The 13554-nt window shown below is 60.2% G+C and carries 9 protein-coding genes; 5 read left to right on the top strand and 4 right to left on the bottom strand.

What is annotated here, in order from left to right; genetic code table 11:
* Positions 1-4: 4 nt before the first annotated feature.
* From Q0Y02_RS10470 to mnmG, 3 genes are read right to left on the bottom strand one after another with little or no spacing between them, the layout of a single operon-like run.
* Positions 5-802 carry a ParA family protein gene (locus Q0Y02_RS10470; protein WP_297767740.1) on the bottom strand — a complete coding sequence of 266 codons (798 nt, stop codon included), beginning with the start codon at positions 800-802 and terminating at the stop codon, positions 5-7.
* Between the two features lie 34 nt (positions 803-836).
* Positions 837-1469 (bottom strand): 16S rRNA (guanine(527)-N(7))-methyltransferase RsmG, encoded by a 633-nt coding sequence (gene rsmG, locus Q0Y02_RS10465; RefSeq protein ID WP_035245652.1) that lies wholly within the window; start codon positions 1467-1469, stop codon positions 837-839.
* Complete coding sequence (gene mnmG, locus Q0Y02_RS10460; protein WP_297767736.1) at positions 1466-3361, bottom strand: tRNA uridine-5-carboxymethylaminomethyl(34) synthesis enzyme MnmG; 1896 nt, start codon at positions 3359-3361, stop codon at positions 1466-1468. Before mnmG ends, rsmG begins: the two co-directional genes overlap by 4 nt.
* 376 nt (positions 3362-3737) lie before the next feature.
* On the opposite strand from mnmG, the gene Q0Y02_RS10455 reads away from it, so the two are divergent.
* The 3 genes from Q0Y02_RS10455 to Q0Y02_RS10445 all read left to right on the top strand — a co-directional run bounded on the left by Q0Y02_RS10455 (position 3738) and on the right by Q0Y02_RS10445 (position 8626).
* Positions 3738-5438, top strand: coding sequence for a potassium/proton antiporter (locus tag Q0Y02_RS10455; protein WP_297767732.1), 1701 nt, complete (start codon positions 3738-3740; stop codon positions 5436-5438).
* A gap of 177 nt (positions 5439-5615) precedes the next feature.
* Entirely contained in the window at positions 5616-6425 is an 810-nt protein-coding gene (locus Q0Y02_RS10450; RefSeq protein ID WP_297767729.1) for an SDR family NAD(P)-dependent oxidoreductase, read from the top strand.
* A 386-nt stretch (positions 6426-6811) separates the two neighbouring features.
* Positions 6812-8626 (top strand): acyl-CoA dehydrogenase C-terminal domain-containing protein, encoded by a 1815-nt coding sequence (locus tag Q0Y02_RS10445; RefSeq protein WP_297767725.1) that lies wholly within the window; start codon positions 6812-6814, stop codon positions 8624-8626.
* A gap of 363 nt (positions 8627-8989) precedes the next feature.
* Here Q0Y02_RS10445 and Q0Y02_RS10440 read toward each other — a convergent pair whose 3' ends face one another.
* Complete coding sequence (locus tag Q0Y02_RS10440) at positions 8990-10588, bottom strand: isocitrate lyase (protein WP_297767723.1); 1599 nt, start codon at positions 10586-10588, stop codon at positions 8990-8992.
* A gap of 481 nt (positions 10589-11069) precedes the next feature.
* Here Q0Y02_RS10440 and Q0Y02_RS10435 point away from each other — a divergent pair, with 481 nt between their 5' ends.
* Positions 11070-12443 (top strand): wax ester/triacylglycerol synthase family O-acyltransferase, encoded by a 1374-nt coding sequence (locus Q0Y02_RS10435; RefSeq protein WP_297767720.1) that lies wholly within the window; start codon positions 11070-11072, stop codon positions 12441-12443.
* 69 nt (positions 12444-12512) lie between these two features.
* Positions 12513-13400 carry a D-hexose-6-phosphate mutarotase gene (locus Q0Y02_RS10430; RefSeq protein WP_297767718.1) on the top strand — a complete coding sequence of 296 codons (888 nt, stop codon included), beginning with the start codon at positions 12513-12515 and terminating at the stop codon, positions 13398-13400.
* Positions 13401-13554 lie beyond the last annotated feature (154 nt).

The following is a 13554-nucleotide window of genomic DNA, read 5'->3' as shown; positions in this document are numbered from 1 at the left end:
TTCCTTATGAAGCTGCTGCAGGCTGGGCCTTGAGGGCCTGCTCACGACGCAGGATCTCACCGGCCAATGCCAGATAGCTGACCGCACCGCGGGATTTCGGATCGTAGGTGATCACCGGCGCACCGTGGCTGGGCGCTTCCGCCAGCCGCACGTTGCGCGGAATGATGGTGCGATACACCTTGTCGCCGAAGTGGCTGATCAACTGGTTGGACACATCGTTGGACAGGCTGTTGCGCGGGTCGTACATGGTGCGCAGCAGGCCGCCGATGTGCAGCTTGGGATTGAGGACCGAGCGGATCTTTTCGATGGTGTTCATCAGCGCGGTCAGACCTTCCAGGGCGTAGTACTCGCACTGGATCGGCACGATCACCGAATCCGCCGCCGTCAACGCATTGACGGTGAGCATGTTCAGGGACGGCGGGCAATCGATGAGGATGTAATCGTAGTCGTCACGGATCCGCGCCAGCGCATTACGCAGGCGGAATTCCTTGGACTTCAGGTCCAGCATCTGGACTTCGGCGGCAGTCAGGTCGCCGTTGGCGGCGATCAGGGCAAAGCCGGACTCTTCCGGCGTACCGGTAACCGCCTGCTCGATGGGCACGTCATCGCAGAGCACATCGTAGATAGTGTAATCCGTCTCGAACTTGTCTACCCCGGAGCCGGTGGTGGCATTGCCCTGCGGGTCGATATCCACCAGCAACACTTTCTTGCGGGTGGCTGCCAGCGACGCCGCCAGGTTCACACTGCTGGTGGTCTTCCCCACGCCGCCTTTCTGGTTCGCTACGGCAAATACGGTGGTCACTGCTGTCTCCTTATGGAGGCCACCCCGGTGGCCTTCAATCGCTGCGCTGTTGTACCACCACCAGTGTCCTGGGCTCATCGAGCCCGGGAATGTTCAGACTATGGTGGTTGCCTTGCCAGTGCGGCGGCATGGTCGCCAATTCCCGCTCTGTGCTGGCCGCTTTCATGGCCAGTACCCGGGTATTATCGGTAATTATCGGCGCCATGAGTGCCAGCATGTCCGACAAGGAGGCAAAGGCACGGCAAATTATCTGTGATGGGCTCTTACCGTACTGTTCCACGCGGGCGTGCACAACCTCCACGTTGTCCAGCCCCAGCTCGCGACGGGCCTGGCGCACGAAGCGGGTTTTCTTGCCGTTGGAATCCAGCAGGGTAAAGGCCTGATCCGGCCGCGATACGGCGAGAATAATCCCTGGAATGCCGGCACCGGTGCCCACGTCCAGGGTGTCGGTGTCGGCCACGTAAGGCAGCACCGCCAGGGAATCGAGCAGATGACGGGTGACCATCTCCGCCGGATCGCGAATGGCGGTGAGGTTGTAGGCCTGGTTCCACTTCACCAACAGGTCCACATACGCCAGCAGCAGGCGCTGCTGGTCATCACTGAGGGACAGGCCCAGGGCGTCAACGCCCCGAGCCAGAGTATCGGATAAGGTTGTGGAAAGGCTCATGCCTGCTGGGCCGCCTTCTGCTGGTGCTGGTGTTTTTTCAGATAGATCATCAGCAGGGAAATCGCCGCCGGGGTCACCCCGGGAATCCGGCCCGCCTGACCCAGGGTCTCGGGGCGGATATCGCCGAGCTTCTGCTTCACCTCGTTGGACAAGCCTTTCACCTGACCATAATCGAAGTCGTCCGGCAGCCGGGTGGTTTCCGCCGCCCGCAGCTTCTCGATTTCGTCGCTCTGACGTTCGATATAGCCGGCATACTTGGCGAGGATTTCCATCTGCTCGATCACTGCCGCGTCCGGGCGGTCGTCCAGCGCCACCGCGTCCGCCAGGGTGGCATAGCTCAACTCCGGGCGCTTGAGCAGATCCAGCAGGCTGTATTCGTGGGTCAGCGGCTTCTCGATCAGGGTATTCACCGCCTCGGCCTGGGGCGTTTTCGGCTGCACCCAGGTGCTTTTCAGGCGCTGCTCCTCTTTCACCATGCCCTCGCGCTTGGCGTTGAAGGCGGCCCAGCGCTCGTCGTCCACCAGGCCCAGCTCACGGCCTTTTTCGGTGAGGCGCAGGTCGGCATTGTCCTCACGCAGCAGCAAGCGGTATTCCGCCCGGCTGGTGAACATGCGGTAGGGCTCCTGGGTGCCCATGGTGATCAGGTCATCCACCAGCACGCCGATGTAGGCCTCATCGCGACGGGGCGTCCAGGCATCTTTCTCCTGACTTAACCGCGCCGCGTTCAGGCCCGCCAGCAACCCCTGGGCACCGGCTTCTTCGTAGCCGGTGGTGCCATTGATCTGACCGGCGAAGAACAGGCCCGGCATGTGCTTGGTCTCAAGGCTGTGCTTGAGATCCTGGGGATTGAAGTAGTCGTATTCGATGGCGTAGCCCGGCCGGGTGATATGGGCGTTCTCGAAACCACGGATGGAACGCACCGCCTGCAGCTGCACATCGAACGGCAGGCTGGTGGAGATGCCGTTGGGATACAGCTCGTGGGTATCCAGCCCTTCCGGCTCCACAAAGATCTGGTGGCTGTCCTTGTCCGGGTAGCGGTTCACCTTGTCCTCGATGGACGGGCAATAGCGTGGCCCGACCCCGTCGATCACACCGGTGAACATGGGGCTGCGATCAAAGCCGCTGCGGATGATGTCGTGGGTCTGGGCATTGGTGTGGGTGATGTAGCAGCACACCTGTTGCGGGTGCTCTTCCACCTTGCCCAGGTAGCTCATCACCGGCAGCGGGCTGTCGCCCCACTGCTCCTGCATCACGGAAAAATCCACCGTCTTGCCGTCGATGCGCGGCGGCGTGCCAGTTTTCAGGCGGTCGACCCGGAACGGCAGTTCGCGCAGGCGACGGGCCAGGGCATTGGAGGGCTGATCGCCGGCGCGGCCGCCCTGGTGGTTATCCAGGCCGATATGAATGACTCCGCCCAGGAAGGTGCCGGCGGTGAGCACCACCGCATCGGCCACAAAGCGCAGACCCATATTGGTGACCACACCGACGCAGCGGCCGTTGTCCACGATCAGGTCGTCCACCGCCTGCTGGAACAGGGTCAGGTTGGGCTGGTTTTCCAGGGTAGCGCGGATGGCGGCCTTGTAACGGACCCGATCCGCCTGGGCGCGGGTGGCCCGCACCGCCGGGCCCTTGCGAGCGTTGAGCACGCGGAACTGGATGCCCCCTTTATCGGTGGCGCGGGCCATGGCGCCGCCCAGGGCGTCGATTTCCCGCACCAGGTGGCTCTTGCCGATGCCGCCGATGGCCGGGTTGCAGCTCATCTGACCCAGGGTTTCGATATTGTGAGTCAGCAGCAGGGTGGAAACGCCCATGCGCGCGGACGCCAACGCCGCCTCGGTGCCGGCATGGCCGCCGCCGATCACAATCACACCAAATCGCTGGGAAAAATCCATCTCAACACTCGCCTTGCAGGGGTCTGCTGTTCAAAATATAGCCAGAAGGGCGCGCTAGTATAATGGCAATGCTTCACGCTGCAAGCATCGCGCAACCCACCTTGCCGCAGGCACGTCGCTGGCGGCGCGATTGAAGAAGTCGCGAGTAACGAGGTACGAGTTACGAAAGGCATAAACCCGGTATTCGGGAAGGTCCGGTTTTCGCTTCTCGCAACTCGTACCTCGCAACTGAGGTGATCGCGCCGCCAGCAGCGTTATTCGCTCTGCGTCTACCGAAACATACCCGGCGCGACTCAACCTCTGCCATGTAGCGTGCAGCGCGTTGCGTGTAAGCTATTCTACTATAGAACCCTGATTCTCTTGGCATGGATTCCGCTTGGACTCTCTGAACCTGTTTCTTCTTATCGGCACCGGCCTGATGTTTACCGGCCTGCTGCTGGGCTCGCTGAGTGCCCGGTTCGGGGTGCCGTCGCTGCTGATTTTCCTGGTGGTGGGCATGCTCGCCGGCGAGGACGGCATCGGCGGTATCCAGTTCGATGATTTCTCCACCGCCTATGTGATCGGCAATATTGCCTTGGCAGTCATCCTGCTCGACGGCGGCCTGCGCACCCGGCTCAGCACTTTCAGGCTGGGCCTGAAGCCGGCTCTCAGCCTGGCCACCTTTGGCGTCGCCATTTCCGCCGCCCTGGTGGGAGCCTTTGCCACCTGGATGATGGGCGTGGACTGGCGGGTGGGGCTGCTGCTGGGCGGCATTATTGGCTCCACCGATGCGGCGGCGGTATTCAGCGTGATCAAGGGCGCCGGGGTGACGCTGAATGAACGGGTGGCCAGCACCCTGGAAATCGAATCCGGGCTTAACGACCCCATGGCCATCTTTATCACCCTGATGCTGGTGGGGCTGCTGGTGGACCCCGCGGCCGACTGGGGTGTGGGCATGCTGTGGACCCTGCTGCAACAGTTCGGCCTGGGCGCCCTGCTCGGCTTGTTGCTGGGCGCGGTGATCAGTGAGCTGCTGCTCAGGGTACGCAGCAACGAAGGCCTGCATGCCCTGCTGCTGTGCAGTGGCGGCGCCATGGTATTTGCCCTCACCAACCTGGTGGGTGGCTCCGGCTTTCTGGCCATCTATCTCACCGGCCTGGTGGCGGGAAACCGCCGCGGTGGCACCGGCGACAATGTGCTCAAGGCCATGGATTCCATGGCATGGCTGGCCCAGTCGGGCATGTTCCTGATTCTCGGTCTGCTGGTGACGCCGTCCCGGCTGACCGAAAACCTGCCCTGGGCCCTGGCGGTAGCGGCCTTCCTGATGCTGCTGGCGCGCCCCATCGCCGTGTGGGTAAGCCTGCTGCCGTTCCGCTTCACCTGGCGGGAGGAAACCTTTATAGCCTGGACCGGCCTGCGCGGCGCGGTGCCCATTGTCCTGGCGGTGTTCCCGTTGCTGGCCGGGGTGGAACAGACCTACCTGCTGTTCGATATCACCCTGGTGGTGGTGCTGATTTCCCTGCTCGGCCAGGGCGCCAGCCTGCGCTATGTGGCGCGCAAACTGAAAGTGTCGGTGCCGCCCACCACCGAACCGAAACAGATGGTGCCACTGGCCGCGCCGCGGGATCGCTATCTGATGCAATTCGAGGTGGAAGCCGGTGCCCGGGCCGTGGGCAAACCCCTGGCGGAACTCAGCGAAGACAAACGCACCCCGCTGATCCTCTACCGCAATCAACACGTGCTCAGCCTTAGCGACAACCCGGATATCGAAGCCGGCGACCTGATCGCCTGGCTGGCGCCCCTGTCCCATAAGTCCGGCCTGTCCGACCTGTGCCACAAGATGAGCAACGACGAGAAACGCTATTACGGCGATTTCACCGTGCTCGGCAAGACACCGGTGGCCCAGTTGATCGCCATCTACGGCGTAGACCCCCCGCCGCCGCTCTGGCAAGGGCTCACCGTGGCGGAGCTGTTTACCAAACAGGTAGGCAAGCAGACCGTGGTCGGTGATACGGTTCGTGTCAGCGGCCTGCGCTTGCGGGCCCGCTCGGTGGAAGATGGCAAGGTGGTGCTGGTCGGCTTGAAGCTGCCGGGATAAAGCAGCTACTAGCGTCGAGCTGCTAGCTGCGACACGACGATAGCGTTAATCATTTTGATACGTTATTCGCCGCGATTAACGGCAGGGCGCGGGCACAGAGGTTAAAACGCTCAACGCCTTTCACGCGCCTAGCCGCTAGAAGCTAGTCGCTCGCAGCTTGTCTTCAAGGAGTTTGTTATGGCCCGTTTCGAAAAGCATCGCATTCTGATCACTGGCGCCGGTGCCGGCATTGGCGCCCTGATGGCCGAGGAATTTGCCAAACAGGGCGCAGAAGTCATCGTTACCGCCCGGCGCATCAGCGCGGCTCGTGAAGTCACCGATCGCATCCAGGCCGCCGGCGGCAAGGCGCATCCCTATGTGCTGGATGTGAGCAAGATTGCCTCCATCGCCAAATTCCGCGATAAGCTGCACCAGGAAGTGGGCCCCATCACCAGCCTGATCAATAACGCCGGGGTGGTGTTCGGTGGCGAGTTCGAGACCGTCGAACTGGAACAGCACCTGAACACCTTCCGGGTGAACAGCGAAGGCCTGATGGCCACTACCCATGCGTTCCTGGAAGACCTGATTCAGGCCAGCGAGGCTTTCCTGGTCAACATCGCCAGTGCCTCTGCCTTTATCGGCCTGCCCTACGGCAGCACCTATGCGGCCAGCAAATGGGCGGTGGTGGGCTTCTCGGAGTCCCTTCGGCTGGAACTGGCGGTACGCAAGATCAAGCATGTGCACGTCACCAGCGTTTGCCCCAGCTATATCTCCACCGGCATGTTCGACGGCGTGAAGACGCCGCTGTTCTCTCCCATGCTGACCCCGAAGAAGGTGGTGAAAAGCATCATGCGAGGCATGCAGAAGAAAGACGCCTTTGTCATCGAACCGCCCATGGCCAAGTCCGTGGAACTGATGAAAGCCCTGCTCCCCCAGGGCATCTGGGACGAAGTGGCGCGACGGACCGGGGTGTCCACGTCTATGTATAGCTGGAAAGGAAAGAAATAACGTCCAACTATAAAAACCCCCTGACTACGTAGCCGCTGTAGGAGCTATGCTTGCATGGCGAATCGCACGCAGTGCGGAATCGGCCGAAGGGCGATCTTGGTGTTGGCGTTGCGGGAACGGTTTTCTGAGAGCAAGGCGAGGAACGGCAACGATTTCCTCGCTGTGGCTCGGTTCGCACCTCAAGCAGTGCTCCTACAGCGGCTTCGTAGAAAGGGTTGTGGTTACTTGAAGCTCAACATCCCGTGAACGCCCATTCACCCTAACGCCCGCCCGCGCCCGCCTTGACAGTCAATGTGTTTGCGCTTGAATTGCCGAACAATGCCCGCCCTGTTGCGCTGTCCGTTACTGACAGTTGAATCGATTTCTGCCTGACGAGGGTAACTGTTATGCCGACTTACAAGGCTCCCGTGCGCGATATGCGCTTTTTGATGAACGAAGTGCTCGATTTCGAAGGCCACTACAAGACTTTCCCGGAAGGCGAAGAAGCCACCCCGGATATGGTCGAAGCCATTATTGGCGAAATGGCCAAGCTGTGTGAAAACACCCTCGCGCCCCTGTACCAGAGCGGCGACGAAGAAGGCTGCAAGTTTGAAGATGGCGTGGTTACCACCCCGAAAGGCTACAAGGAAGCCTACGACGAGTTCGTGGCCGGCGGCTGGCAGGGTCTCAGCCACCCGGTGGAATTCGGCGGCCAGGGCCTGCCCGCATCCCTGGGTCTGATCAAATCCGAAATGATGGCCACCGCCAACTGGTCCTTCACCATGTACCCGGGCCTGTCCATGGGTGCCATGAACACCATCCAGATGCACGGTTCCGAGCAGCAGCTCCAGGACTACATGGTCCCCATGACCGAAGGTATCTGGGGCGGCACCATGTGTCTGACCGAGCCGCAGTGCGGTACCGACCTGGGCCAGGTGAAAACCAAGGCCGAGCCGCAGAAAGATGGCTCCTACAAAATTTCCGGTACCAAGATCTTCATCTCTTCCGGTGAGCACGATCTGACCGAGAACATTGTCCACATCGTTCTCGCCCGCCTGCCCGATGCGCCGAAAGGCACCCGCGGCATCTCCCTGTTCATCGTGCCCAAGTACCTGCCGGGCAAGATCGGTGAAGATAACGGTGTGCACTGTGGTTCCCTGGAAAAGAAAATGGGTATCAAGGCATCCGCCACCTGCGTGATGAACTTCGACGAAGCCACCGGCTTTTTGATCGGCCCGGAAAACAAGGGCCTTGAGTGCATGTTCACCTTCATGAACACCGCGCGTATCGGTACCTCCATCCAGGGTCTGGCCCACGCCGAGCTGTCCTACCAGGGCGCCCTGACCTACGCCAAGGAGCGTAAGTCCATGCGCGCTCTGTCTGGCAAGAAAGAGCCGGATGCCATCGCCGACAGCCTGATCCACCACGGTGACGTGCGCCGCATGCTGCTCAAGCAGAAGGCCATCGCCGAGGGCGGTCGCGCCATGATCTACTTTGCCGCCCAGTACGCGGACAAGATGATCAGCGCTGCCCAGGCCGACAACGACGAAGAGTACCAGAAGTGGGATGACGAGCTGGGCTTCCTGACGCCGATCCTGAAAGGCTTCCTCACCGAGAAAGGTCTGGAAGTGGCCAACGACGGCATGCAGGTATTCGGCGGCCACGGCTATATCAAAGAGCACGGCATGGAACAGATCGTCCGTGACGCGCGCATCTCCACCCTGTACGAAGGCACCACCGGCATCCAGGCACTGGATCTGCTGGGTCGTAAGGTCCTGCTGCTGACCAAGGGCAAGTGTGTTCGTGACTTCAGCAAGAAGCTGGTGGATTTCGGCACCAAGAACCTGCGTGATCCCAAGCTGCGTCCGTTCGCCTGGAAGCTGCTGAAGATCGCCGCCGAGTGGAACTACCTGACTACCCGCATCATGCTGGTGGCCTCCAAGGACCGCGATATCGTTTCCACCGCCAGCTACGACTTCCTGATGTACAGCGGCTACGCCATGATGGCCTACTTCTGGGCCCTGCAAGCCGGTGTTGCCCAGGACAAGCTGGAAAATGGCGGCGCAGAGCCGGCGGAGTTCTACCAGGCCAAGCTGGCCACCGCCGAGTTCTACTTCGATCGCATGCTGCCCTCTGCCAAGGCCCACGCGGATGCCGCGCTGAAGCCGACCAAGAGCACCATGCAGCTGAAGCCGGAACACTTCTCCTTCGATTACGAGTAAGGAGACGGTCGGACGTCGCTATACGCACGTCAGACACAGAAAAGGGCGGCCTTCGGGCCGCCCTTTTTTTGTGGCCAACGCTGATACGCGAACACCTCTGCATCATGGGAAAGCCCTCGCAGGAGCGCCGCTTGAGGCGCGAACCGAGCGCAGCGAGGCGACAAACCCTTCCCGACGCGGACGAGCATTTCTGGAGAAGAGCTGGCGTGCCTGATCCCCTATCCCCTGTGGGGATTTCCTTGCTTCGCGCCTCAAGCGACGCTCCTGCGGCGGGTTTGGAAAGGAGACGGGTTTTTCCGGCACAAAAAAAAACGGCCCCCTTTCGGGGGCCGCCTTTTAAGACTTACCAGAATCTATCGAGACTTAGGTGTTCTCGAACTGACCCATGGTGTTGTCTTTACCGCCAGCTTTCAGTGCTGCTTCGCCGGAGAAGTACTCTTTGTGGTCATCACCGATGTTGGAACCGGCCATGTCCTGGTGCTTCACGGTAGCGATGCCCTGACGGATTTCCTTACGCTGAACGCCTGCAACGTAGGCCAGCATGCCTTCGTCACCGAAGTAGCCTTTAGCCAGGTTGTCAGTGGACAGAGCAACAGTGTGGTAGGTCGGCAGAGTGATCAGGTGGTGGAAGATACCTGCTTCACGGGACGCATCACGCTGGAAGTTCTTGGTCCACTCGTCAGCCAGCTCGGCCAGCTCAGTGCTGTCGTAGTCGGCGCTCATCAGACGATCGCGATCGTAGGCGGATACGTCTTTGCCTTCCTTCTCCCAGGCATCGAATACCTGCTGACGGAAGTTCAGGGTCCAGTTGAAGGACGGGCTGTTGTTGTAAACCAGCTTGGCGTCCGGCACCACTTCGCGGATACGGTTAACCATCTCTGCGATCTGGCCAACGTGCGGCTTCTCGGTTTCGATCCACAGCAGGTCAGCGCCGTTCTGCAGGCTGGTGATACAGTCCAGAACCACACGGTCAACACCGGTGCCGGCTTTGAACTGGAACAGGCCGGAAGCCAGACGCTTCGGCTTGAGCAGCTTGCCGTTGGACTTGATTACAACGTCACCGTTGTTGATGTCGCTAGCAGATTCAACCACGTCACCGTCGAGGAACGCGTTGTACTGGTCGCCCAGGTCGCCCGGCTCGTTGGTTACAGCGATCTGCTTGGTCAGGCCAGCACCCAGGGAGTCGGTACGGGCAACGATTACGCCGTCGTCGATACCCAGCTCCAGGAACGCGTAACGCACAGCATTGATCTTGGACAGGAAGTCGGCGTGAGGAACGGTTACTTTACCGTCCTGGTGACCACACTGCTTCTCGTCGGAAACCTGGTTTTCGATCTGGATACAGCACGCGCCAGCTTCGATCAGCTGCTTGGCCATCAGGTAGGTGGCTTCCGGGTTACCGAAACCAGCATCGATGTCAGCGATGATCGGAACAACGTGAGTTTCGAAGTTGTCGATTTTGCTGATGATGTCTTTCTGCTTGGCTTCGTCGCCAGCTTCTTTGGCATCGTCCAGAGCGCGGAACAGGTGGTTCAGTTCCCAGGCGTCAGCCTGCTTCAGGAAGGTGTACAGCTCACGGATCAGGTCAGCAACAACGGTCTTCTCGTGCATGGACTGGTCAGGCAGCGGACCGAACTCGGAGCGCAGCGCAGCAACCATCCAGCCGGACAGGTACAGGTAACGGCCTTTGGTGGTACCGAAGTGCTTCTTGATGGAGATCAGCTTCTGCTGACCTACGAAGCCGTGCCAGCAACCCAGGGACTGGGTGTACTTGCTGGTGTCCTTGTCATAGGCCGCCATGTCTTCACGCATGATCTTGGCGTTGTACTTGGCGATGTCCAGATGCGTGTTGAAACGGTTTTGCAGACGCATGCGAACAGCAGATTCCGGGTTGATATCTTTCCAGGTGCTGTTGGCACCAACCACAGAACTCAGTGCTTCGATGTCTTTGGTGTATGACATGGTGAACCTCTGATTAACAAATTGGTTTATCGATACCGGGAGGGGCAACCCTGCTCATGCCAGACGGACACATGCCGGTCTACCGATGCGGCGCATTCTAGAGGCAGTAGACCCATAAACATAATCAATATGATCTATGTTCGGTATTTTCCTGGTGAATGTAAGGCGTATTTCGTAGCCTGCGCCGGTCATTTTGCTTGCCGCAACGACCTTGCCGACGGCGCCATCGCCCGCCCGGCTTGCCAATCGACAACCCGGTCTTCAGGGTGGAGGTGTCTGTCCATTTTCCCGGACACACTGCCATTGATCAATGTTCCATCCGGCGGCATTTACCGCATCGCCCGCCGATTTACACCTTGCACACAGTGACCCGAATGCGGCTTTGCTACTATGATCTTCCCTTGGCATAGAGAGTGCATTGCCGTTATCAGGTAATTGTTGTGGTTGTGTTCAGGGATATAAAAATGACGAAGGGGACTCTATGAAAGCGCTTAGCCCGGTGGATCAACTTTTCCTGTGGCTGGAAAAACGCCAGCAGCCCATGCATGTAGCCGGTCTGCAGCTGTTTTCCTTCCCGGAAGATGCAGGCCCGAAATATGTCAGCGAGCTCGCCCGGCACATGCGCGACTACTGCTCCCCGGTGGCGCCGTTTAATCAGCGACTGACCCGGCGCCTGGGCCAGTATTACTGGACCGAGGACAAGCACTTCGACATCGACCATCACTTCCGCCACGAGGCCCTCCCCAAGCCGGGACGCATCCGTGAGCTGCTGTCGCTGGTCTCCGCCGAGCATTCCAACCTGCTGGACCGTGAGCGGCCGTTGTGGGAAGCCCATCTGATCGAAGGTATCCGCGGCCGCCAGTTCGCCCTCTATACCAAGATTCACCATTCCGTGGTGGATGGCATCTCTGCCATGCGCATGGGCATGCGCGCCCTGTCCACCGATCCGGATGAACGGGAACTGCCGCCGGTGTGGGCCTATGAGCCGAAAAAACGCAGCCGCTCACTGCCCAGCAACCCGGTGGATGTGGCCTCCAGCCTGGCGCGCCTCGGCGCAGGCCTGAGCAAACAGGCGGCCACCGTGCCGGGCCTCGCCCGCGAGATCTACAAGGTGAGCCAAAAAGCCAAAAAGGATGAGAACTATGTGTCCATCTTTCAGGCCCCGGACACCGTGTTCAACCAGACCGTTACCGGGTCACGCCGTTTTGCCGCGCAGAGCTATTCCCTGTCACGGCTGAAAGTCATCGCCAAGGCGTTCGGCTGTACCGTCAATACGGTGGTACTGGCCATGTGCGGCCATGCCCTGCGTGAGTACATGATCAGCCAGAACGCCCTGCCCGACGAGCCGCTGATTGCCATGGTGCCCATGAGCCTGCGTCAGGATGACAGCGCTGGGGGCAACCAGATCGGCATGATCCTGGCCAACCTGGGCACCCACATCTGCGACCCGGCCAACCGGTTGCGGGTGGTACACGACTCGGTACAGGAAGCGAAAGAGCGCTTCTCGCAGATGAGCCCGGAGGAAATCCTCAACTTCACCGCTCTGACCATGGCCCCCACCGGTCTCAACCTGCTCACCGGGCTGGCACCAAAATGGCGAGCCTTTAATGTGGTGATCTCCAACGTGCCCGGACCGAAGGAGCCGCTGTACTGGAACGGGGCCAAGCTGAAAGGCATGTATCCGGTGTCCATCGTGCTGGATCGCATCGCCCTCAACATCACCCTGACCAGCTATCAGGATCAGCTGGAATTCGGCCTGATTGCCTGCCGTCGCACCCTGCCTTCCATGCAGCGACTGCTGGACTATCTGGAGCAGTCCATCCGTGAGCTGGAGATTGCGGCGGGGATTAAATAACCCCGCCCCCAGAGCCACGTGGTTGGTGGCGCAGACAGAGCAACACTCCTGCATTTTCCCGGAGAAGGCATGACCGCATCCGTTACACAGATTATCCGCGGCGACCTGCCCTGCTGGGAAATTCGCCACCGTCACCAGACCCTGGTGATTGCCGAACAGGGCGCCCAGGTGCTGTCGTATCAACGGGACGGTGAGCATCCGCTGATCTGGCTCAGTGAGAAGGCCGCCTATCAGCGGGGGCAGGGTGTTCGCGGTGGGGTGCCGGTGTGCTGGCCCTGGTTCGGTGGCCTGGATTTCAACCCGGAAGAGATCCGCCAGCAATATGCACTGGCAGAGCCTCCCGCCCACGGCCTGGTCCGTCAGCAGCCCTGGACTCTGCAACACACCCGGGAAGATAGCGACGGCATCACTCTGCACTTCGGCCTGTCGGATCAGGCCGACCGGCAATCCTTGCCCGCCGTGGAGCCCACTCTGACCGTACGCCTGGACGATGGCCTGAGTCTGGCATTGAATAACCATAACCATGGCAACACGCCGGTATGGATCAGCCAGGCTCTGCACAGTTACTTTGCGGTATCAGACTCGCGGCAGGTGACGGTACATGGCCTGGAGACTTGCCCCTACGTGGACGCCCTGGATGACTGGCAATCCCATCGACAGGAAAGTCCGCTGACTTTTGTCGCAGAGACCGACCGGCTGTATCTACAACTGCCCGACACTGTGCATATTGATGATCCCGGCTGGCAGCGTCGGCTGACCCTGTCGGCCTCCGGCAGTCGGTCGGCGGTGGTATGGAATCCCTGGATCGACAAAAGTCAGCGCCTGACGCAGTTTGCTGATGATGCCTGGCAGAGAATGCTCTGTATTGAAACCGCTCGTGTCCTCGACAACGCCCTGTTGCTGGGCCCTGACGAGCAACACAGCATGGTGGTTCGCTTTGTGACAACGGCGTTATAACTACCCGTTTAACCGGCCATAAAAAGGGGTGGTGCTCGCCAAAAAAGGAGGGTAAAGTCGGAAATGGCTGCGAATTATGGCCGTGGATTAGTTTGGTAATTGTCTTCCCTGCGTGAAGCTGAAGTTGTCTCCGAACACCGCCCAACATGGTTTG

This window comes from uncultured Alcanivorax sp. (genome assembly GCF_947258575.1).
Classification (GTDB): domain Bacteria; phylum Pseudomonadota; class Gammaproteobacteria; order Pseudomonadales; family Alcanivoracaceae; genus Alcanivorax.
This window is presented reverse-complemented; position numbering and strand designations above follow the sequence as displayed.